Annotated in this window: 18 protein-coding genes; 7 read left to right on the top strand and 11 right to left on the bottom strand. The window is 73.7% G+C overall.

The genetic code is table 11. From position 1 onward, the window contains the following. The first annotated feature begins 8 nt into the window (after positions 1 to 8). The 5 genes from ACZ4MU_RS28740 (at position 9) to ACZ4MU_RS28720 (ending at position 3,901) form a co-directional block, all read left to right on the top strand. Positions 9 to 848 carry an alpha/beta fold hydrolase gene (locus ACZ4MU_RS28740; protein WP_467882054.1) on the top strand — a complete coding sequence of 280 codons (840 nt, stop codon included), beginning with the start codon at positions 9 to 11 and terminating at the stop codon, positions 846 to 848. Between the two features lie 445 nt (positions 849 to 1,293). After that, entirely contained in the window at positions 1,294 to 1,560 is a 267-nt protein-coding gene (locus tag ACZ4MU_RS28735) for a hypothetical protein (protein WP_467882052.1), read from the top strand. Positions 1,561 to 1,740: 180 nt separating this feature from the next. Next, complete coding sequence (locus ACZ4MU_RS28730; RefSeq protein WP_467882051.1) at positions 1,741 to 2,283, top strand: GNAT family N-acetyltransferase; 543 nt, start codon at positions 1,741 to 1,743, stop codon at positions 2,281 to 2,283. Between the two features lie 255 nt (positions 2,284 to 2,538). Then, entirely contained in the window at positions 2,539 to 3,732 is a 1,194-nt protein-coding gene (locus ACZ4MU_RS28725; RefSeq protein ID WP_467882049.1) for an alcohol dehydrogenase catalytic domain-containing protein, read from the top strand. A 46-nt stretch (positions 3,733 to 3,778) separates the two neighbouring features. Next, on the top strand, positions 3,779 to 3,901 hold the full coding sequence (locus ACZ4MU_RS28720) for a hypothetical protein (protein ID WP_467882048.1): 123 nt from the start codon (positions 3,779 to 3,781) through the stop codon (positions 3,899 to 3,901). Between the two features lie 156 nt (positions 3,902 to 4,057). On the opposite strand, the gene ACZ4MU_RS28715 is transcribed toward ACZ4MU_RS28720, so the two are convergent. From ACZ4MU_RS28715 to ACZ4MU_RS28695, 5 genes are all read right to left on the bottom strand, one after another. Further along, complete coding sequence (locus ACZ4MU_RS28715) at positions 4,058 to 4,417, bottom strand: hypothetical protein (RefSeq protein WP_467882046.1); 360 nt, start codon at positions 4,415 to 4,417, stop codon at positions 4,058 to 4,060. Positions 4,418 to 4,540: 123 nt separating this feature from the next. Then, positions 4,541 to 7,480: a TspO/MBR family protein gene (locus ACZ4MU_RS28710; protein WP_467882045.1), complete on the bottom strand. Its 2,940-nt coding sequence runs from the start codon at positions 7,478 to 7,480 to the stop codon at positions 4,541 to 4,543. Positions 7,481 to 7,565: 85 nt separating this feature from the next. Next, positions 7,566 to 7,799 (bottom strand): hypothetical protein, encoded by a 234-nt coding sequence (locus ACZ4MU_RS28705; protein WP_467882043.1) that lies wholly within the window; start codon positions 7,797 to 7,799, stop codon positions 7,566 to 7,568. Next, positions 7,792 to 7,953, bottom strand: coding sequence for a hypothetical protein (locus ACZ4MU_RS28700; protein ID WP_467882041.1), 162 nt, complete (start codon positions 7,951 to 7,953; stop codon positions 7,792 to 7,794). The genes ACZ4MU_RS28705 and ACZ4MU_RS28700 overlap by 8 nt, the downstream gene beginning before the upstream one ends. 31 nt (positions 7,954 to 7,984) lie before the next feature. Next, on the bottom strand, positions 7,985 to 9,616 hold the full coding sequence (locus ACZ4MU_RS28695; protein ID WP_467882040.1) for an amidohydrolase family protein: 1,632 nt from the start codon (positions 9,614 to 9,616) through the stop codon (positions 7,985 to 7,987). Between the two features lie 421 nt (positions 9,617 to 10,037). Between ACZ4MU_RS28695 and ACZ4MU_RS28690 the strand changes: the two genes are divergently transcribed. After that, positions 10,038 to 10,385, top strand: a complete 348-nt coding sequence (locus ACZ4MU_RS28690) for a VOC family protein (RefSeq protein ID WP_467882038.1) — start codon at positions 10,038 to 10,040, stop codon at positions 10,383 to 10,385. Between the two features lie 51 nt (positions 10,386 to 10,436). Here ACZ4MU_RS28690 and ACZ4MU_RS28685 read toward each other — a convergent pair whose 3' ends face one another. From ACZ4MU_RS28685 to ACZ4MU_RS28665, 5 genes are read right to left on the bottom strand one after another with little or no spacing between them, the layout of a single operon-like run. Further along, complete coding sequence (locus tag ACZ4MU_RS28685) at positions 10,437 to 12,986, bottom strand: acyl-CoA reductase (RefSeq protein ID WP_467882036.1); 2,550 nt, start codon at positions 12,984 to 12,986, stop codon at positions 10,437 to 10,439. After that, on the bottom strand, positions 12,983 to 14,131 hold the full coding sequence (locus ACZ4MU_RS28680; RefSeq protein WP_467882034.1) for a LuxE/PaaK family acyltransferase: 1,149 nt from the start codon (positions 14,129 to 14,131) through the stop codon (positions 12,983 to 12,985). The genes ACZ4MU_RS28685 and ACZ4MU_RS28680 overlap by 4 nt, the downstream gene beginning before the upstream one ends. Then, complete coding sequence (locus tag ACZ4MU_RS28675) at positions 14,128 to 15,264, bottom strand: GNAT family N-acetyltransferase (RefSeq protein ID WP_467882032.1); 1,137 nt, start codon at positions 15,262 to 15,264, stop codon at positions 14,128 to 14,130. Before ACZ4MU_RS28675 ends, ACZ4MU_RS28680 begins: the two co-directional genes overlap by 4 nt. Next, positions 15,261 to 16,559 (bottom strand): MFS transporter, encoded by a 1,299-nt coding sequence (locus tag ACZ4MU_RS28670; protein ID WP_467882031.1) that lies wholly within the window; start codon positions 16,557 to 16,559, stop codon positions 15,261 to 15,263. The genes ACZ4MU_RS28675 and ACZ4MU_RS28670 overlap by 4 nt, the downstream gene beginning before the upstream one ends. Then, positions 16,556 to 17,827, bottom strand: coding sequence for a phenylacetate--CoA ligase family protein (locus ACZ4MU_RS28665; RefSeq protein ID WP_467882029.1), 1,272 nt, complete (start codon positions 17,825 to 17,827; stop codon positions 16,556 to 16,558). The genes ACZ4MU_RS28670 and ACZ4MU_RS28665 overlap by 4 nt, the downstream gene beginning before the upstream one ends. A 304-nt stretch (positions 17,828 to 18,131) precedes the next feature. Here ACZ4MU_RS28665 and ACZ4MU_RS28660 point away from each other — a divergent pair, with 304 nt between their 5' ends. Continuing rightward, positions 18,132 to 19,160 carry a GlxA family transcriptional regulator gene (locus tag ACZ4MU_RS28660; RefSeq protein WP_467882027.1) on the top strand — a complete coding sequence of 343 codons (1,029 nt, stop codon included), beginning with the start codon at positions 18,132 to 18,134 and terminating at the stop codon, positions 19,158 to 19,160. On the opposite strand, the gene ACZ4MU_RS28655 is transcribed toward ACZ4MU_RS28660, so the two are convergent. Continuing rightward, positions 19,151 to 19,546, bottom strand: a complete 396-nt coding sequence (locus tag ACZ4MU_RS28655; protein ID WP_467882025.1) for a hypothetical protein — start codon at positions 19,544 to 19,546, stop codon at positions 19,151 to 19,153. The two genes, ACZ4MU_RS28660 and ACZ4MU_RS28655, sit on opposite strands and share 10 nt — an antisense overlap. Positions 19,547 to 19,734: the final 188 nt, after the last annotated feature.

Below are 19,734 nucleotides of genomic sequence, written 5' to 3'. Positions count from 1 at the left end.
TCACGGCCATGCCTTCCTTCTCCGCGTACGACGGAACCGAACTCGCCTACCACGTCCACGGGGACGGAACCCCACTGATCTGTCTGCCCGGCGGCCCCATGCAGGCCTCCGCCTACCTGGGGGACCTCGGCGGTCTCTCCGCCCACCGGCGGCTGATCGCTCTGGACCTCAGGGGCACCGGCGACTCGGGGACTCCCCGGGACACCATGTCGTACCGCTGCGACCGGCTCGTCGACGACGTCGAGGCGCTGCGCGAACACCTGGGCCTCGACCGCGTGGACGTGCTCGCGCATTCGGCCGGGGCGAATCTGGCCCTGCGGTACGCGGAGCGTCATCGGGAGCGCCTCGACAGGCTCGCCCTCATCACCCCGAGCGTCATCGCGGCGGGCATCACGGTCACGGGCGGGACGCGGCGGGAGACGGCGCTGCTGCGCCGGGACGAACCGTGGTTCCCGGAGGCGTTCGCGGCTCTGGAGGCAATCTTCGCGGGGAAGGCGACGGACGGCGCCTGGCGGGCCGTCGCCCCCTTCTGGTACGGGCGCTGGGACGCGACGGCCCGGGCACACCGGGCCGCGGAGGACGGGCAGAAGAACGGGGACGCGGCAGCGGCCTTCGGGAGCGAGGGCGCGTTCGATCCGCAGGCCACGCGGGCGGCGCTCGCCCAACTCGCCGCGCCCGTCCTGGTGCTGGCCGGGGAGGTCGACCTCAACTCGCCGCCGAGCGCGATGACCGAGCTGGCCGAGGTCTTCGCCCACGCCGAGCTCGCCGTCCAGGCGGGAGCCGGACATTTCCCGTGGCTCGACGACGCCGAACGGTTCGTGGCGACTGTGGGCACGTTCCTGGGCTGACGCCGCGGGAGCTGTCCCGGGCCTGCGGCGGGACCTTCCCGAGCTTGATGCAGGGGCTTCCCGGGCGCATGTGCCTCCCCGGGCTCGATGCGGGGGCTTCCCGGGCCTGATGGAGGGTCCCGCTGGGCAAGCCGTCGGTGCCCGCTCCGCTGCCGGCGGAGCGGGCACCGGGTGCCGGGGACGCAGTGGGAGGGGAGCCCTGCGTCCCGGCACGCGCACGGCCGTACCGACGGACAGGCGCGGCCGTTTCGAGGCCCTGCCGCCAGCATCCCAGGCCCCACGCCCCGCCACCAGTGAAGCCCCGGCCAGAATCACCGCCCCGAGGCCGCACAAAGGGGCGGAGAACGCTCTCGCGTCCGCCCCCGGCCCGTGCCCGGTGGCAACGATTTGATCGCGATACCGGACGCGGGCATTCCCCGGGACGCGCCGGGCCGTTGAACCGAACATGGACAGGGACGCTGCATACGGCCCGGAGACCGCGCACCGGGCCGAACTGACCGGGGCCTACTGGCTGTCCCCACCGGCCCGCCCCGGATTCGACTGCGAATGGTGCACCCGGCTGCGCGAGGCGGACCGGGGTGCCCTACAGCGCGCCGGCGCCTCCGGCACGGGGTGGGAGGGCGACCGTATGAGCCCCGCCCGGGCGGCCATGATGAGTCTGGCCCTGGTGACCATCGTCCTCGCGATGGCGATGACGGCGGCACATCTGTAACAGCGCCCCGGCCGACGGCGGTCCGCGTCGGCGGTCCGCGTCGGCGGTCCGCGTCGGCGGTCCGCGTCGGCGGTCCGCGTCGGCGGTCCGCGTCGGTGTACGTCCCGGGCGGACACCCGTCGACGGCCGCCGCGAAATACGTTTGCCGGTCCGAGCGTGGCACGGCTAGCGTCGCCGCTCGTGACTCCGACACCCGCCACCTCCCCGGCCCTGCGCACCGAACGGCTGCTCCTGGAGCGGTACACGCCCGCCGACGAGGAGGACTTCGTCGCGCTGTTCCAGGACACCCGGGTGTCCCGGTGGATGGGAGACGGGCCCTCTTCCGAGGCCGAGGACCGGGCCCTGTTCGGGAGGGTCTTCACCCTGGTCTACGCCGAGGAGCGGTTCGACGTGTGGGCCGTCCGCCGGGACGGGCGGCTGGTGGGGCACGCCGAGATCAAGCGGACCGACCAGGTGGGGGGACACGAGATCATCTACGCGCTGGCTCCCGAGGCGTGGGGGCGCGGTCTCGGTCTGGAGCTGGCGCGGGCGATCGTCTCGTACGGCTTCGACACCCTCGGGCTGTCCGAGGTGCACGCCACCGTGGCCGAACCGAACAAGGCGTCCCTGGCCGTCCTCGACCGCCTCGGCTTCGCGCACGTCCGCGACATCACCGAGGAGGACGGCAGCACGACGTGTGTGCTGAGCTGTGCTCGCAGGCCCACGGACATCGCCGCCGGGTAGGCCTCCGGCGTACGGGCGGCACACACGCCTCCCCCACGACGGCGCTGATGCGGCCGGGGAGGTCGCAGTGGCCCTGGAGGCGGCCGTGGCGACGGCGTGGACGGCTGCGGCGGGGTTCGGCCGGTTCCGGCGGGTTCGGGCGGTTCGGCGCGCGCTTTTGGCGTGAACCCGTCGAGTGTGACGGGTTCTCTCCGCGGGGCCCGGGTACCCGGCGGGTCCCGCTGCGCGGGCGCGACGACTGGGAGGGGACCGCCGATGAGGGCTGTGACGTGGCAGGGTGAGCGGAACGTCCGGGTGGAGAACGTGCCGGACCCGGTGATCCAGGAACGCACGGACGCGATCGTGCGCGTCACCTCGACGGCACTTAGCGACTTCGACCTCCGCCTGTACGAACGGCACTCCACGCTCGCCCCGTTCATGAAGCCGGGCGACGTCCTCGGCCACGAGGCCGTCGGGGTCGTCGAGGAGACCGGCGCGGACGTCACGGAGGTGAAGCCCGGCGACCGGGTCGTCGTACCGTCCCACATCGCCTGCGGACACTGCTGGATGTGCTCGGCCGGCCTGCCCGGACAGTGCGCGGCGACCCGCGACCCGGACGACGGCACCGGGGCGGCGCCGATCGGCCACGCCGGGCGGTACGGCTCGCTGCCGGGCGCGCAGGCGGAGTATCTGCGCGTCCCCCAGGCTCCGTTCGGGCTCCTTCCGGTGCCGGACGGCCCGCCGGACGACCGCTTCCTCTACCTCTCCGACCTGCTGCCGAGCGCCTGGCAGGCGGTCCAGTACGCCGACATACCGCCCGCCGGCACCGTCGCCGTGCTGGGCCTCGGCCCCCTGGGCGACATGGCCTGCCGGATCGCCCTGCAACGCGGCGCCGCGCACGCCATCGGCCTCGACGTGGTGCCCGAGCGGCTGGCACGGGCGCGCAAGCGCGGCGTGGAGGTGTTCGACCCGGGCGACTACCCGACCCAGGACGACCTGATCGCCGCGATCGGCACCCACACCTTCGGCCGGGGGCCCGATTCGGTGGTCCTGGCCGTCGGCACCGAGGCCGGTGACGGCCTCCTCGCCCGCCTGGCCGGGGCCCAGGGGCGCGGCCCACGGGACTGGGACGCCCGGCGCCCCCGCGCAGACACCGACCGGCTGTCCGCACTCCATCTCGCCCTCGCCCTGGTCCGCCGGGGCGGCACAGTCTCCCTCGCGGGCGACTACGGCGGCACGCGCGATCCGCTGCCGCTGATGACGCTCGCCGAGAAGCACATCCAGCTGCGGGCGGGCCGGACCAACGTCCACCGCTGGAGCGAGGACATCAGGTCGTTCCTCGCCGACGACGACCCGCTCGGCGTGGACGACTTCGCCACCCACCACCTCCCGCTGGAGCAGGCGCCGCACGCGTACGACCTCTTCCACCGGGGGGCCGACGGCGCCGTCAAGATCCTGCTGCGGCCCTGACTACGCTGTCCCCGTAGATCAGCGGTACGACGGGGGCGGGACGGGTATGAGTGTCACCGAGATGGAGCGGCCGGGTGCGCCCGCGCGGAGCGGTCGCAGGACGCTCAACTCCGCGCTGCGGGCGGTGCTCCTGCCCGGCGGAACGGCGCTGGGCGCCGGGATCGGCTGAAGCCCCGGTTGCCCGACGGTCCGGACCGGCGGAACACCACCGCGATCACGGTGGACATCACCGTGGGGCTGCTCCTGCTCACCGCCGCCACCACCTTCTGGGCGGGGCGGCACCGCCGCGCGGGTTAGCTCCCGACCGGGTCGGCCGGGCGGCGGATCACCAGAAGAACCAGCCCGGGGTCGCGCTGTAGTCCTGCGGTACGTAGTCGCATGTCCCGGCGGCGAATCCCGTCACCGCCTGCCGTGCGGCCAGCGCCTCGCCGTGCGCGTCCACCCCGTCCGCCGCGACCAGGAGGGCCACGACCACCACCAGCCACACCACGGGGAGCACCGGATGCGAGAGGCGCCGGGACTGCGCCGTGATGCCGCCGGCCAGCGCGGCCACCGCCGCCGCCAGGACCAGGCCGAGCGCCGTGAGGGTCAGCCGGTCGAGGGCCGGCGAGGCGTGGCACAACAGGTACTCGCGGGCCGGTACGAGCCGGGGGACGCGCTCGACCAGGGCCACTGCGCTCAGCAACGCACCCGCGCCCACCACGTGTTCCGCCCTCGGCCCGCGCCACGCGCTGACGCGCCGCCCGCTCCGCCCGGCCGTGCCCGCTCTCATCGTTCCCCCGTCGCCGAACCGAACCGCTCTCGTGGCTCAGGACGCTTCCATCCCGTCCAGCAGTTCCTGCACCCGCTCCCCCAGACAGCGCCCGAGGGTCTGATAGGCGTCGAACTGCTGGTGGTCGAACCACTGGTCACTGGTGCTGTCGTGCGGGAAGACCGGGTGGGCCGCCGCGTAGGAGAGCAGTTCGTACGGCAGGTCCTTGGTCAGGGTGGTGCGGGCCACGATCAGGGTGCCGTGGCGCTCCCGGCGGCCGTCGATGTCCAGGTCCTCGGGATAGGTGATGTCCCCGGTGACCACCGACGTACGCGACAGCCGGGCGTTGAGCTCGGAGAGGACGCCGGGCGGCGGGAGCGGGTCGCTGCCGCCGGGGACGAGATCGGTCGGCTCGTGGAGCGCGATGGTGATGCCCAGTTCCTCGCGGGCGAGCGCGATCGCCTGGGCGAGGGTGGCGGCGAAGGGCGGGATGTCGCCGCTGGCGTCGATGCACACCGCCGTCCGCACGCCCTGCCGCAGCAGTTCGACGAGACCGAGGTTCTCGTAGTGGCCGCCGTCGGTCACCAGCAGCAGACGGTCGTCCATCGGATAGCGGCCGGCCACCTCGCGCAGCAGATACGGCAGCCGCCGGATCAGCGGCGCCGGGGGCGAGGGCCAGGGCGGCGCGTTCCACTGTCGCGCCAGCGCCCCGGGGTTGGGCAGCCAGCTGCCCAACCGGGCGTTGGAGAGGGCGAACAGCGTCTGGAAGGCCCGCGCCTGGGACCCCATGGCGGAGGCGAAGGCCGCACCCGAGACCGCGACGGCCGACTGGACGGTCAGGTCCCGGGCGATGTGCCGTTTGGAGCGCTGCTCCAGACAGGCCGTACAGGCGTAGCCGACGTCGGGCCCGCCGACGTAGTCGTGGGAGAGGGTGTAGGAGACCGCCCTGCGGCCCGGCGGTGTGCGGTCGCTGCCCGAGAGGTTGGCCGCACCGGCGAAGATGACCTGCGGGAATCCCTCCTTGCGCGCCCCGTACACACTCAGCGCGGTGGTCTCGCTCGCGAAGTCGTACGGCCGGGCCACCTGCGTTCCTTCCGTTCCGGCCAGCACCTCCCGGCGTACGGCGAACGCGGAGGCGAGCCGGCGACGGTAGAAGGGGTGCAGGCTCATCCACGTCTGGTCCAGGAGCGAGCCGATGAAGAGCAGCACTGCGGGGACGCAGATCTGCAGCCACAGCGGCCAGGCCCAGCCGCTCGCCGTGGCCCACCCGAGGACGATCAGGAAGGCGGCCGCGAGCACCACCAGCACGAGCCACACCGCCACGTACTGCACCAGGCCGTTGGGGACGGCCCGGCTCAGGCCCGAGCGGCCCCGCACCACGTCCATCACCCGGGACAGGCCGGTGCGCACGGTCTGGCGCCGCCGCCACAACGTGCCCACCAGGGCGGCGGCATAGGTGACCAGGACGGTCAGGCCCGCGCCCACCGTGGCCTCGGGGCGGCTGACCTGGTGCCGGGTCTGGAGGTGGACCGCCGCCCAGGCGAGCAGCGGGAGCGCGAAGACCACGACGGTCAGGGCCAGCGTCAGCACCACGAACGCCTGGAAGGCCCGGGCGAGTCGGCGCGCCAGGTGGTCGGCGCGGTCCCAGACGTACGCGCCCAGCCACAACAGCCAGAGCCCGGCGGTGGCGACCAGGGTGTACGCGACCGTCCACACCGCCGGATCGCGGAACGCGGGGCGCGGCGGCGTGGCGGTGCACTCCGCGCAGAAGCGGACGCCCGGTTGGGCGAGATGGTCCAGATCGGTCACCGGTACGGCGTGGTACGCCCAGCTCAGCGCCAGGCCGATGGTGGCGGTCGCGACGGCCAGCAGCAGCAGGGACGCGAGCAGGCCGCGCAGCAGCACCCCGAGGGCGACCATCCACTGGCCGGTGCCGTCGGCGAGGTACTTGGAGTGCCGCCGCAGATGGTCCTCCTCGGGCGAGCCGGGCGCGAAGACCTGCTCGGAGGTGAGGCTGCCGTTGAGGGCCAGTTGCATCGCGCCGACGGTGTAACCGCCGCCGGAGACGGAGACCAGGTACCGGGCCCGCCGCAGCGACCGGCGCAGGGCCTGGAGGGCCCCGAGGGTGACGGTGGCCGAGCGGATACCGCCCCCGGAGACGCAGAAGCCCAGCTCCGCGTGGTCCCGGCCGGGAGCCGTGGTGCTGTGGTAGCGCCAGTGCGCCGAGACGACCCCGGGTTCGGTGTGCGGATGGGCGACGCCCGTCGGCCAGAACCGGCCGTCCGCCTCCATGACGGGCCAGGGCGGGACCAGGTCGGGGGTGGAGGGGGCATGGTCGTGGTGGAGCGACGGCGGTCCGGGCGGGACGGGCGTCCCGGGGTCCGCGCCCGGCTCCTCGTCCTGCTCGTCGGTGGGTTCGGGGGCGGTGGTGACCGCCGGTCGTGCCGCCATGCCTCGGCCCGCCCGGGTGACCGTGGTGGCCCACACCACCGCCCCGACGACCGTGGCGGCGCCCAGCAGCAGCCATCTGACGGTCTCCAGGGCCGTGGCCGTCGCGAACGGCCAGTCACGTACGCGGCCGTGCGCCCGCAGCGCGGCGACGAGCAGGCCGTTCTCCACGAGGGCGAACACCGCCCCCGCGAACGTGGCGATCAGCGCCCAGTGGGAGACCTGCCGCCCGCGCAGCCCGGCGTACGTGTGGTGCCCGATCTGGAGGACGAGCAGCAGCGTCGCGGCGCCGCAGGCGACCCAGACCATCTGGGCCACCAACGCGTCCCGGAAGGCGGCGGCGTGCCCGTCGTACACCTCCTTGGCCGCCGTGGCCGAACCGGCGAGCTGGAGCCGGGGGAGGTCGACGTCCGGGGCGCGCCACAGGAAGTAGGCGAGGCCGAGCGCCGCCGGGACGAGCGCGGCCCAGGCCCGCAGGAAGCCCTGGCGGGCGGTGACGGGCCGGGCGGGCCGGACGGCGGTCGGGAGCGCGGGCGAGGAGTGAGGCATCGGCTCACCTCATGAGGTCGGCGGTCATGCGTACCGTCCTGGTGCACCGGCCCCTGCCGGGGCGTCACCGGACCGTACGCGCGGGTCAGTCCGGGGGTTCCTCCGGTTCCACGTCGTCGGCCGGTGCCTTGTCGTCGCCCGGGGCGGGTTTCTCGGCGCGGTCGTCAGCTTCGCGCGTACGGCGGTGCCGGGCCCCGGGCGGGCTCTCCCCGCCGGGCGGGGTAGGCGCCGTCCCGGCCTCGGGCTCCGGGGTCTCGGCGGTGGCGTCCTCGGGCTCTTCCTGCGGGCCGGGGGCGCCGGTGCGCGGCGGGCTACCCATGGGCGTGGCCGCCGACAGGGACGCGCGCGTTCGTCTTCGTACGGGCGTGGTCCGCGACCGTTGCGTGACGGCTCGGACAGCCGCCGTCGAGGGGCTTGCGCGGGTGCGAGGTGCTCCGGCCGGTCTCGGATCCGAGGGCGAGCTGGGTGACCATGGGGCTCCTTGTCGGTGAATCGGTGGCAGGGTCAGGTCAGCAGACGGGACAGCGCGTCGCCATACCCGGCGGGCAGGTTTCCCTCGCCGGCCAGGGTGGCGAGGAAGGCGGGGTCGCCGGATGCGGTCAGGGCGTCCAGCTCCACCGGTTCCAGCTGGGCCGGTGCGGCGGTGGGCGCGCCGATGCCGGGGCCGCTCGGGTGCGCCTCGCCGCTCGCGCCCAGCAGCGGCAGACGCGGGCGCAGTTCGGCGCCGGTGGGCTCGATCTCGTCCAGGGCCAACTGCCAGCGCACACCGTCGCCGGGGGACGAGGCGATCGTCGGGACGGGGGCGGCGGCGAGCGCGGGAAGGTCGGCCAGCGCGGCCGCCAGCCTCTCGGTGGCCTCGCCGAGACCCAGCCCGGCCACGATGGTGTCCGCCGTCCCGTCGTCCAGACGCAGTACGCGGTCGGCGGCCGTCCCGGGAACCGGCTCCAGGGGCTCTCCGGGGGCGAGGGCGCGCATCAGCCGCCCGGATCCGTAGCGGGCGACGCCGTCGACGGCGACCAGCCGGATGTCCTCGTCGCGGGCGTCGACGAGCGAGGTGTACGGGTCGCCGCCGGTGCCCGCGACGACGACGAGGTCCGCGCGCATCCCCGCGCCGAGCGACCCCAGGGCCGAGTCCCAGCGCAGGATGCGGGCCGCGTCCCGGGTGGCCATCGCGACCAGTTCCCGGTCACTGAAGACGGATCCGGCGGCGGTGGACGCCAGCCGGGCGGCCTTGAGTTCGCCGAGGAGCCCCTTGCTGCCCGACACCGACCAGTCCGAGCCGAGGCCCATGAGCACACCGGCCTCCTTGGCGGCGGCGATGTCGGCGGTCTTCCCGTACAGCAGGAGGTTGGAGAGGGGCGACCAGACCATGGAGCCGCCGTGCCCGGCGAGGACGCTGAAGTCGTCGGCGTGCAGGCCGGTGCAGTGGATGCCCACCAGGTTCTCGGTGATGGCCCACTTGCCGGGCTGGAACTGCAGGGCCTGGAAGTGCGCGCGGGCGGCCGCGTCGGTGCCCTCGGCCAGGTGCAGGAGCAGCCGGTGCGGCTGCTTGAGCCGGGCCAGGAACTTCTCGGCGTCCCCGGCCTCCACGTCGGCGATGCGCGAGGCGGCCTCGGGCAGGTCGGGGGTGTCGGTCTGTTCGACGTTGCGGACGACGCCCCGGTACATCCGGCGGGCGCCGGCGTTGCTGAACAGGGCGATGCCCTGGCTGGTGGTGGTGCCGTTGACGAGCGCCTTCGCCTCGACGTACCGCACGACGGCGGGCATCAGACGGGGGTCCTGGCCGAGCACCTTCATCGGACCGGTGACCAGGGTGCGGTAGGCGGGGTTGCCACTGCCGCCCCACTGCGAACGGTTGCCGTACCGTTTCGGCACCTGCCACAGCGGCAGCACGTCGTACGGGAGGTGGTTGTGCAGCTCGATCAGCCCCGGGTAGACCGAGCCCCGGGTGGCGACGGGCTCCACTCCGGCGAACCCGGGCGGGGCGGGGGCGGTGGCCGGGAGCACCGCCTCGATGAGGGCGCCGGACACATAGAGGACGCCGTCGTCGAGCACGGTGTCCGCCGGGTCGAGGGTGACGATACGGCCGCGCAGGGCGAACCGGCCGGTATCCGGGGCGTCTGCTCCAGGTGACATACGGGCGTCCCTTCTCGTCCTCGCGAGGAGGTAAGGATGAACACCGCATATCGGATGAACATCACTTAATAGACACCATGCCGTGATGTCATCCGCTGATCACCTTCTGTCATGACTGATCGCCCGCATGGAGTAGGAGCCCGCCTGCGGCCCTTCGCCCCGGCTGCGCCCAGGAGCCGTAGGCCACGCTCGTCCGCGACCACCCCGGCCCCGACGTCTGGCCGGCCACCGACTTCCGCGTGGAGTGGGGCCCGGTCTTCCACCGCGAGCGGCTCGACGGCACGGTCCTTCACCGGCCGAAGGTGAATCCGGCGTGCGGACGAACGCATCGGGATCATCACGGGATCCCACCCGTCGCGGGTACCGCTTCTGGTACTCCTGGAAATGACCGGGACCCGCCCGTGCCCCTCTGGAGACCGCCATGGCCGTGCGCCGCGTAGTGCCCAACATCCGGACACAAACCCTGCCGCGCAGCCGGGAGTTCTACGGACTGCTGGGGCTGGAGGAGGTGATGAACCACGGCTGGATCATGACGCTCGCCTCCCCGGACGCCGCGACGGCCCAGGTCAGCCTGATGACCGAGGACAGGACAGCGCCGGTGGTGCCCGACCTGAGCGTCGAGGTGGACGACGTGGACGCGGTGTACGCGGCCGTACGGGCGAGCGGCGCGGAGATCGTGCATCCGCTCCAGGACGAGGAGTGGGGCGTGCGCCGGTTTTTCGTACGCGACCCCGACGGCCGGGTGGTCAACGTGCTGACCCACCGCTGACGGGACCCGTGCCGGCCCGGGCCCGGCGCCCGAGCCGGCACGGGGCGGCGGTTATCCGCGCAGGTCCACCACCGCGCGCAGTTTGCCGCTGGTGGGGCTGCGGTCCAGCTCCGCGCCGTCGACCGCCTCCACCGTCAGGTCGAGCAGCCGCTCGGCGACGGCCGAGCGCAGCTCGGGATAGCCGGCCAGGAACGCCTCGCGCAGCCGCTCCGGATCGGCCACGCCGGCGCGCTCCACGCGGACGGTGAGCCGTTCGCGGGCGTCCTGGCGGGTGAGGACGGTCTGGAGTTCACCGCTGTAGCGGGCGCGCTCCTGCGCGATGGCCGCGAAACGGCGGTGGTTGAGGAAGTACGTGGCCACCCGCACCACGTCCCCGGTCCTGCCGCGCAGTTCGAAGCGGGGGGCGTGGCTGCCGCACGGGCAGCGGCCCTCGACCGCGCGGCCGAGGTCGCCGATCACATACCGCCCGAGGTGCTGGCCGCGCCGGGCGTGCGTGGTGAAGACCAGCCTGCCGGTCTCCCCCGGCGCCACCGGGCGGTCGGCTTCGAGGTCGAGTATCTCCATGGTGTGCAGATCGGCGTGCAGGTGGTGGACGCCGCCGGTGCTTTCGGCGCACTGGTAGCCGAGCGGGCCGAGGTCGGTGCTGCCGTACGTGATGGACCGGACGACCTCGATGCCGAAGGTGTCGCGCAGGGTGCGCTGCTGGGCGTCGGTGAAGTGCTCGCCGCCGTAGAACACCTTGCGGATGCCGCCGTAGGCGCGCAGCGCGTCCGCCTCCTCGTGCAGCAGTTGCCACAGATAGGAGGGCATACCGAAGAGGGTGTCCGCCCGGTGGTCGATGAGCGCCTGCGCCGTGGCCCGGTGGTCGGGGCCCGCCGCAAGCGGCAGTTGGACGCCGCCCAGGCGCTCCAGGATGGAGAAGAAACTGATGAAGCTGCCGTACATACCCCCGCAGTAGAAGAGGTTGGCGGTGCGGTCCGCCATCGGGTCGTAGCCCGCGGCGAGCAGGCCACGGGCGGCGGCGTGCATCTGGGTGTCGTAGTCGTCGTAGCTGAACAGCGAGAGCGCGGGGGCTCCGGTGCTGCCGCCGCTGCGGAAGTACAGTTCGGCGTCGGCCCTGGAGACGTGGCGGTTGAGCTCCTGGACCTCCTCCTTGCCGGTCAGCGGGCCGCTCGGGGGCGGCAGGAGGACGGGCCGGGCCAGGTCGTCCAGGCAGGCGGTGGTGGCGAACCGGGCGTCGGCCTGGACCGCGACCCGGCGGCTGTAGCGCTGGAGCGCGTACACCCCGTCGTGCGGCTCCCCCGAATAGCCGCCGAGCATGGCGCCGAGCGGGGTGACCCGGGTGACGCCCGCGGCGAAGGCGGCGCGGGCGAGTGCGGCGGTGTCGGTGGGGCTCGCCCCGATGCCGGCGGTCTGGAGGTAACGGCGCATCGGGCGCAGGGTGCCGATCAGTTTCGCGCGCGGCAGCGGCTTGACCCACACACTGCGGTGCAGCGGCGAGGCGGTGAGGGCGGGACGGGTGTCGGCCATGACCCGCCAGGAGCCGTCGGGGGCGGCGAACACCCGGGCCAGACCGAGGTGTTCCTCCAGGCGGGCGACGAGCTCGGTGGTGGTCAGCTCGGCCTGCTCGGCGACGCCGGGCGCCTCCGAGGCCGCCGGCCGGGCTGCCAGGACGGCCGCGAAGCGCTCGGCGAAGGCGAAGACGTCCTGTTCGTCGGCGGTGTCGAGGTAGACCACCTGCGGGCTGGAGCAGGCCTGCTGCTCGTAACGGCACACGTCGTCCGCCAGCGCCTGAAGCGTCGCGTCCTCGTCCCAGGCGTCGCGGGTGAGGTAGGCGAAGGAGATGCGGTGGCCCCACTCCACCAGGCGGCAGCCCGGCGGCACATGGGCGCTGACCCCTTCGACGGCGCTCTCCCCGCCCCACACGGCGACGGCGTCGGCGGGGGCGCACATCAGCGCCAGCCACTCCTGCCGGGAGGAGGAGAAGCGCAGCACGATGACGCGGGGGGCGAGCGCGCCGGTGGTGTCGAGCGCGGCGAGCTCGGCCAGCAGGTGCTGGGTGAACAGGGTGTCGTCGCCGCTGGTCTTGAGGATGTTGACGTTTCCGGCGAGCAGGCCCTCGACGATGCTGAGCGGGGCGACGGTGGCCGCGTTGCCCGGCGCGATGTGGGCGACCAGGCCGACCGGCGCCCAGGCCTCGTACACCGTCTCGCGGGCGTCGGGCCGGTTGAGCCGTCCCGGGGCGGTGCCGCCGAGTTCGCGGCGCAGCTTGCGGGTGAGTTCGCCGCGGCTGAGGTGGGCGCCGAGTTCGTCGAGGAGCCCGGCGTCCTCGCCTTCGGGCAGATGCGGTACGAGCCGGTCGCGTACCGGGTGCGCCGGGTCGCGCAGGGCCGTGGCGAGGGCGTCGCAGGCGGCCAGGACCGTCTCGGTCTCCAGCGGCCCGGCGAGGGCCTCCTCGACGAGGGCGGGCAGGGTGGCCAGGCGCCGCCCGGCCTCCTCGTCGCCGATGAAGGCGCCCTGCCAGTAGTGGTGTCCGCCGGTCCGGTCCATGGCCTCGGTCTCCATCGCCCTCTCGGTCTCCGTCTCCGTCCGCGCGGTCACGACATCCCCTTCATCAGTTCGGCGGCGGCCACCGCGCAGCTCTTGTTGCGGCTCACTCCGGCGCGCCCGTGGACGGTGAACCAGTCGGTGCCGAGGTCGCACCCGCACTCCGAGCCCGGGTGCAGCGAGGCGAGGTCGCCCATGACGACGCTCTGCGCCGGTACGGAGGTGATGTACGGGGAGACGAGGTGCAGATAGCCCCTCTCGCCGTACGGCAGCGGCTCCAGGGTGGCGGTGGAGAGGATGGCGACGCGCGACCAGACGGGGGCGTGCAGCCGGTGGTGGTCGCACTCGATGTAGGGGATGCAGTGCTCGACGGAACCGAAGGTGTCGCGGATGCGTTCGCCGGGGATGCCGAGTTGCTCGGTGACGCGGGCGTACAGCTCCTCCTTGCCGACGCTCCGGTCGGCGTGGCCCTTCCAGCCGCCACCGAGGACGACCAGGGAGCCCTCGGGCAGGCGCAGGGGCGGCAGCCCCATCGCGCGCATCCGCTCCAGGGTGAAGTAGAGGAAGGCGGGGAAGCCCAGGATGCGCACGGGGGCGTCGTCGCGCTCGAAGCGGCGCAGTGCGGCGACGCACCCGAAGGGGTCGAACTCATGGCCGTCGCCGGTGTTGCGCAGCGCGTACTCCACCGTCTGGGCGGGCGCGAAGTCGCAGAGGTAGTTGTCGGTGAAGGCGGTGCCGAGGTTGAGGGCGGGGGCCGGTTCGTAGCTGTAGAGGAGGTAGTTGACCTCCCTGTCGGGGGTGATCCAGCCGTTGCGCTCGAAGATGCGGGCGACCATGCGCTGGGCCGAGCGGATCGTCCAGCGGTCGAAGAACATCTGCGACTTCTGGCCGGTGGTCCCGGAGGAGGTCAGATGCAGGTCCACGTCCTCGCGCGGGATGGACAGCACTTCGTGGCGCTTGAAGAAGGTGGCGTGCACCAGCGGGGCCCGGTAGGGGTGCGCGGGTGGCGTCGCCTCGTACAGCGACCGGAAGAACGGGGAGCGTTCGGCGTGCCAGGCGTTGGTCTCCGCCATGGCCCGGGCGAACAGCTCGTCCACGGCGGGCCCGCAGGCGTACGGGTCGGTCAGGTCGCACAGCTCCTGCACATGCGGCAGGAGCGCGGGGTCGGGAACGCCGACCGGGGCGAGATGGGGGTTCATGAGGCAACCTCTAGGGTGGGCAGGTAGGTCGACGCCCAGGCCGACAGATAGCAGTCCAGATAGGGCTGGAGGGGCGGCTCGACGACGACGCCGCGGAAGTCGATCTGCTCGGTGGTGCGCGAGAGCACCACGTAGTCGTGGAAGCCTTCGCCGTCGGCGCGCATCGCCGGGTAGAGCGCGCCCGCGACGAAGCCCTGGGCGAGGAACGCGGCGAGCGCCTGGTGGTGCGCGAGCGGCACCAGCGCCTCCACATAGCCCGCCCCGGCCCGGGTCAGGGCCCTGGTCACGGGTTCGAGGTGGGCGGCTGCGGCGGCGGGGTCGGGGTGGGCGGTCAGGAGCGAGCAGTAGCCGCCGGTGCGGTTGAAGTACGCGTAGACCTCGAACCGGCCGTCCTCGGGGGTGAGCAGCACATTGGGCGTGTGCAGCGGATAGAACCAGTCGGCCGTGCCGGGGAAGCGCTCGCGGAAGCGGCGGCGTACGAAGGCGGGGGCCTCGATCATCTCCAGGCGCTCGGTGTCCCGGCGGTCCGGCGCCGGGAGCGGGCCGGTGGCGCGGACGTCGCCGTAGCTGACGCCCAGACAGCCCTCCACGGCGTTCAGGAGCGGGAGCAGCGGGGCGGGCACCTCGGTGACCGGGACGCGGCGCTCCAGCACCCCGGCCGAGTGACGTGCGTAGAGCGCCAGGCTCTCGCGGCTGCTGAGATCCACCGCGTTGGGCAGAACGCCCAGGGGGCGGAACCCGTTGCGGGCGACGACGCGCTGGGGTCCGGCGCTGACCGTGCGGACGGTGGCGTAGACGGAGTCCAGGCGCCCGCTGTCGAGCATGCGGGCGCAGAGCGCCTCGGTCAGCAGGGCGGCCAGACCGCCGGAGCGGTGCTCGGGGTGGACGGCGAGGCCTTCGAGGCGGCCGATCCGGCTGCCCGGCTCGCCGTGGATGGCGGCCGACGCGGCGAGCGCGCCGGTGACGGGGCAACGGGCCACCAGCCACAGGGAGTCGGGGTCCTGGATGAGCCGGGCCATCTCGGCGGGGTCGGTGCCGAGCCCGGCCGGGTAGTGGGGCCCGTAGACGGCGTAGTAGAGCTGGCGCAGCTCCGCGATGTCGGCGGCGGTGGCCGGGGCGACCAGGGCGTTCATCGCTCGCTCCCGGCGGTCTCGGGGGTACGGGCGGCGGGCTCGCCCTCACGCGCGCCGCTCGCGGGCGCGTCGGGGGACCCGAGCAGGGCCAGGGCCAGCGCGGCGGGGAGCAGACCGGCCGCCTGCACCAGGCACAGGGTCTGCGCGGACAGCTGGTCCCCGGCCAGGCCGAACAGCAGGGAGGCCACCGGGAAGGAGGCTCCGAGGACCGCCTGCATCACGGCGAAGAAGCCGGGCTTGTCGGCGGTGGGCACCAGGCGTTGGAACAGGGCCACGAAGCGGACTCCGATGACCCCGACGCACCAGCCGGCCACGACCAGGCACGCCGCGAAGACGAGCCGCCCCGCGAACAGGCCGGGCAGGGCGAGGGCGCCCGCCATCAGCGCCAGGCAGCAGGCGCCGGTGACGGTGGGCCGCCCCGGCACCCGGGCGCCGGTGAACGAGCCGATCAGCGTGCCGCACCCCAGGGACGCCTCCAGGAGGGCCACGGTGGAGCCGCCGTCGTCGAGGACGGTGCGGGTGTAGAGCGGGATGACGACGAAGACGGCCGTGGTGAAGAGGTTGGCGGCGGTGAAGCAGATGAGGATGCGGCGTACGTACGGCAGTGAGCCCAGGATGGCGCGGAGCGTGCGCCGCTCGGGCGCCTCGCCCGCCGCGCTCTCGCCGTCGGCGCCGGGTGCGGGCCGGAAGCGTACGCCGGCGACGAGCAGCGCGGCGGCGAGGTAGGCGGCCCCGCAGCCCGCCCCGAGCCCCGCGACGCCCGCGTGGTCGACGGTCACGGCGCCGAGCAGCGCCCCGCCGAGTCCGGCCAGGGACTGCGTCGACAGCTCGAAGCCGGTGGCCGCCTCGATGTCCTCGTCGTCGACGAGTTCGGGCACCGAGGTGGTCAGACAGGGGTCGAAGAAGGCCTGGCAGGTGGCGAGGGCGAGGGTCGCGGCATAGACGGCGGGCAGCGGAAGGCCGCTCGTCCACGCCCATCCGGCGAGCGCGACGGCGACGGCTCCGGCCACCGCGGCGGCCGTGCGCAGCACCGAGCGGTGGGCGCTGCGGGCGACGACACGGGCCACCACCGGGGCGAGCGCCACGGCGGGCAGGGTGCTGACGGCCATGAACAGGCCCGAGGCGAGGCCGCGTCCGCCCTCGACCGCGTAGGCCACCAGCCACCAGGAGACGCCGACCTGGAACATACGGACGGCCGCCTGGGTCAGGACCTGGCTCAGCCATACGGCGCCGAAGGCGCGGTTGCGCAGGACGAGCGGCCCGCGGCGGCCCTCTTCCACGAGCGGGGCGCTCATATCGTGGGCCTCTCGTCCAGGACGCGGACGAGCTTGCCGGTACGCGGGTTGACGGCGAGGTCGCGGTGGCGCGCCCACTCGACGGAGAGCGGGTGCACGAACCCGGCGCTCACGCTGTCCGGGTACAGCGGCCGGGCGCTCTCCAGCTCGGTGACGACGGCCTTGGTGAGCACGTCGAGCACGGCCGGGTCGTCGTCGCCCGGGGCGGTGGCGAGCCGCAGCACCAGTCCGTCGCGGCCCTCCCAGCGGCGTACGAGCAGTTGCATACCGGCGATGCGGCCCTCGGTGTCGGCCCGCGCGACGGCGTCCTGCGCGTCCTGCGCGTACAGCGACACCGGCCCCACCCGCACCCCTTCCTCGGCGCGGCCGAGGATGCGGAAGTGGCCGCGGTCGGTGTCGGTCCACTCGGCGCGGTCGCCCGCGGGGTAGCGGATGATCGGCATGAGGCGGCGGAAGAGGCTGGTCACCACGGTGCGGCCGGGGCGTCCCGGCTCGGTGATGGGCTCGCCGGTGGTGTCGTCGAGGATCTCGACGACGGAGTGCGGGGTGAAGGCGCGGTGCACCCTGGGATCGGGGCCCGGCACGGGGCGGCCGAGCAGTCCCGCGTCGACGCTCGCGTAACCCACCGAACCGATCGTGGCGTTGGGGAACGCGGCGGCCAGCAGCCGCCGCTGGTCGGCGAAGAGGGCCTCGCCGCCGAAGAGGACCAGCTCCACCGCGTCCAGGCGCACGTCCGCCGCGAGCACGTGCTCGGCGAGGCGGCACAGCGTGGTGGTGGTGCCGGTCAGGACCTGCGCCGCGAAGTCGCGCAGGGTCGCCACCGTCGAATCCAGCGGCGCGGCGCCGCCGATGGGCAGCCGTACGTTGTCTACGGGGGCGTGGGCGAGCGAGTCGAGGAGGAACAGGAAACTGGCGTAGAGCTCGCCCGCGTAGAAGAGGTCCGCGACACGGTGGCCGGGGCGCAGACCGGTGTCCACCAGGCCCTGGCCGAAGACCGTCACGAAGGTGCGCCACTCGTCGCGGGTGTAGACCGAGAACTTGGGGGCCCCGGTGGTGCCGCCGGTCTTGTAGACGGTCGCCTCGCTGAGCGGTCCGGTCAGGACGCGGTTGCCGTCGAGGGTGTTGGCCGCCCAGAACTCCTCCTGGTCCACGACCGGCAGGTCGGTGAGGCGGTCGGCGTCCGGTGGCAGGGACGCGTAGAGCTCTTGGTAGAAGGGTGAGTTGTGACGGGCGAACCGGATGAGGTCCGAAAGCTGCTGGGCGGACATGCGGCCTTTGCCTAGGTGAACGGAGTCGGGCGGGAATCACCGCGGCATGGCGAAACCAGGAGCTCGCCGCCTGCGGGATCGATCGACGTCCAGGGGATTTCCCCGTGCCCCTGACGCCTCGCAGCGCGTCGAGAACTGACGCGCGGTCATGATGATGGGACATCCGCGCGCGAATCGCAAAGTTGGCCGCACATCCACCGGTATTCCTGGCCGAAAACAATGATTCCTACGGCAAAAAGCGGTTGATCATGCAACGATCGAAGGCGTCAGACCGGGATACGAAGACTCTTCTAAGGTGGGGGCCATGCACACCGTCGCCGTCCTCGCCCTCGACGGGGTCATCCCCTTCGACCTGTCCACACCCGTCGAGGTCTTCCGGCGCGCCCTGCTGCCGGACGGCCGCTCCGCCTATCGCGTCCGGGTGTGCTCACCGGCCGAGGAGGTCGACGCCGGGGCGTTCACCCTGCGGGCCCCCTGCCGGCTCGACGCCCTCGCCGAGGCGGACACGGTCGTCGTGCCCGGGTGCGCCGACCCCCTGGCCCCCGTCCCGGACGAAGTCCTCGACGCCCTGCGGGAGGCGGCCGCCCGCGGCACCCGGATCGCCTCCATCTGCACGGGCGCCTTCGTGCTCGCCGCCGCCGGACTCCTCGACGGGCGGCGGGCCACCACACACTGGGCCGCCGCGGCGCTGCTCGCCGAGCGCCACCCGGCCGCCGATGTCGACCCGGCCGTGCTCTACGTCGACGAGGGGCAGGTGCTCACCTCCGCGGGTGCGGCTGCCGGGCTCGACCTGTGCCTGCACCTGGTCCGCCGCGATCTGGGCTCCGCGGCGGCGGCCGACGCGGCGCGGCTGTCGGTGATGCCGCTGGAACGCGAGGGCGGGCAGGCGCAGTTCATCGTCCCCGAGCATCCGCCCGCCCCGCGCGGCTCGACGATGGAGCCCCTGCTGGTCTGGATGGAGGAGAACGCGGGCGAGGAACTCACCCTCGACGACCTCGCCGCGCGCGCCGGGATGAGCCCGCGCACCCTCCACCGGCGCTTTCGCGAGCAGACCGGCACCTCGCCGCTGCGGTGGCTGCATCTGGCGCGCGTCCGCCGGGCCCAGCACCTGCTGGAGACCACCGCCCACCCGGTCGACCGGATCGCCCTCCAGGTCGGCTTCGGCTCCCCCACCGCCTTCCGGGAACGCTTCAAACGCCTCATCGGCACCAGTCCGCACGCCTACCGGCGCAGCTTCCAGCGGGTCCGGCCCGACGTAGACGCCCCGCGGCCGCCCGCCGGGGAGAGTCGGCGGACGGCCGCGGTGTCACCTGCGGCGAACGGTCAGCACTGACGCAGACCGTAGGCCGGGTCCTGGCCCGTGTTCACGTCCACGGCGGGCACGTTGCCCCAGGCGCCGTTGTCGAGCTGCGTCCAGTACCAGATGTCGTTCTGGCCCGCGTGCGGGTCGCCGTGGCCCCAGCACTGGAACCAGCTGAAGGTGCCGTTCAGCTGCCCGCGGGTGCCCGAGCGGTACGAGCGGTCCGCATAGCCCTTCGCCCCCGCCTTGTTGCCGCAGTACAGCCGCCCGTCCGAGCGCACCCCGCACTCGGCGGCCGGCTTGACGGTCTGCTTGGCGGTCTGGGCGGGGGCGGCGGCCGAGGCCGGTACGGCGGCGGTGAGGCCGGCCGCGAGGACGGTGGCGGACGCCATCAGGGCGAGCTTGTCGCGTACGTTCATGGTGTGCGTACTCCTTGTTCGCGTCGTGAGTGCTGCGCGTGTCCCGGGCCGCGTGGAGCGACTCTCGCGAGAGGTGGGGGTGGCGTCCGCCGCCGGCCGGGACGGGTCCGAGCCTGGTCGCCGCCGGGAGCCGCTGTCGAGGAGTCGGCCGTCGCCCGCGTGGACGTGAAACGGGAAACACCCGGGGA

Source organism: Streptomyces sp. NPDC026377, assembly GCF_055567715.1.
The sequence above is the reverse complement of the archived record's forward strand: the minus strand, read 5'-3'. Positions and strand labels throughout refer to the sequence as shown.

Bases quoted from the DNA above. Each gene is read 5' to 3' on its own strand.
- ACZ4MU_RS28700 (WP_467882041.1), bottom strand. From the start codon at position 7,953: ATGGTCACCCAGCTCGCCCTCGGATCCGAGACCGGCCGGAGCACCTCG.
- ACZ4MU_RS28735 (WP_467882052.1), top strand. From the start codon at position 1,294: ATGGACAGGGACGCTGCATACGGCCCGGAGACCGCGCACCGGGCCGAA.
- ACZ4MU_RS28695 (WP_467882040.1), bottom strand. From the start codon at position 9,616: ATGTCACCTGGAGCAGACGCCCCGGATACCGGCCGGTTCGCCCTGCGC.
- ACZ4MU_RS28675 (WP_467882032.1), bottom strand. From the start codon at position 15,264: ATGAACGCCCTGGTCGCCCCGGCCACCGCCGCCGACATCGCGGAGCTG.
- ACZ4MU_RS28665 (WP_467882029.1), bottom strand. From the start codon at position 17,827: ATGTCCGCCCAGCAGCTTTCGGACCTCATCCGGTTCGCCCGTCACAAC.
- ACZ4MU_RS28670 (WP_467882031.1), bottom strand. From the start codon at position 16,559: ATGAGCGCCCCGCTCGTGGAAGAGGGCCGCCGCGGGCCGCTCGTCCTG.
- ACZ4MU_RS28720 (WP_467882048.1), top strand. From the start codon at position 3,779: ATGAGTGTCACCGAGATGGAGCGGCCGGGTGCGCCCGCGCGGAGCGGT.
- ACZ4MU_RS28660 (WP_467882027.1), top strand. From the start codon at position 18,132: ATGCACACCGTCGCCGTCCTCGCCCTCGACGGGGTCATCCCCTTCGAC.
- ACZ4MU_RS28705 (WP_467882043.1), bottom strand. From the start codon at position 7,799: ATGGGTAGCCCGCCGCGCACCGGCGCCCCCGGCCCGCAGGAAGAGCCC.
- ACZ4MU_RS28655 (WP_467882025.1), bottom strand. From the start codon at position 19,546: ATGAACGTACGCGACAAGCTCGCCCTGATGGCGTCCGCCACCGTCCTC.
- ACZ4MU_RS28740 (WP_467882054.1), top strand. From the start codon at position 9: ATGCCTTCCTTCTCCGCGTACGACGGAACCGAACTCGCCTACCACGTC.
- ACZ4MU_RS28680 (WP_467882034.1), bottom strand. From the start codon at position 14,131: ATGAACCCCCATCTCGCCCCGGTCGGCGTTCCCGACCCCGCGCTCCTG.
- ACZ4MU_RS28690 (WP_467882038.1), top strand. From the start codon at position 10,038: ATGGCCGTGCGCCGCGTAGTGCCCAACATCCGGACACAAACCCTGCCG.
- ACZ4MU_RS28710 (WP_467882045.1), bottom strand. From the start codon at position 7,480: ATGCCTCACTCCTCGCCCGCGCTCCCGACCGCCGTCCGGCCCGCCCGG.
- ACZ4MU_RS28725 (WP_467882049.1), top strand. From the start codon at position 2,539: ATGAGGGCTGTGACGTGGCAGGGTGAGCGGAACGTCCGGGTGGAGAAC.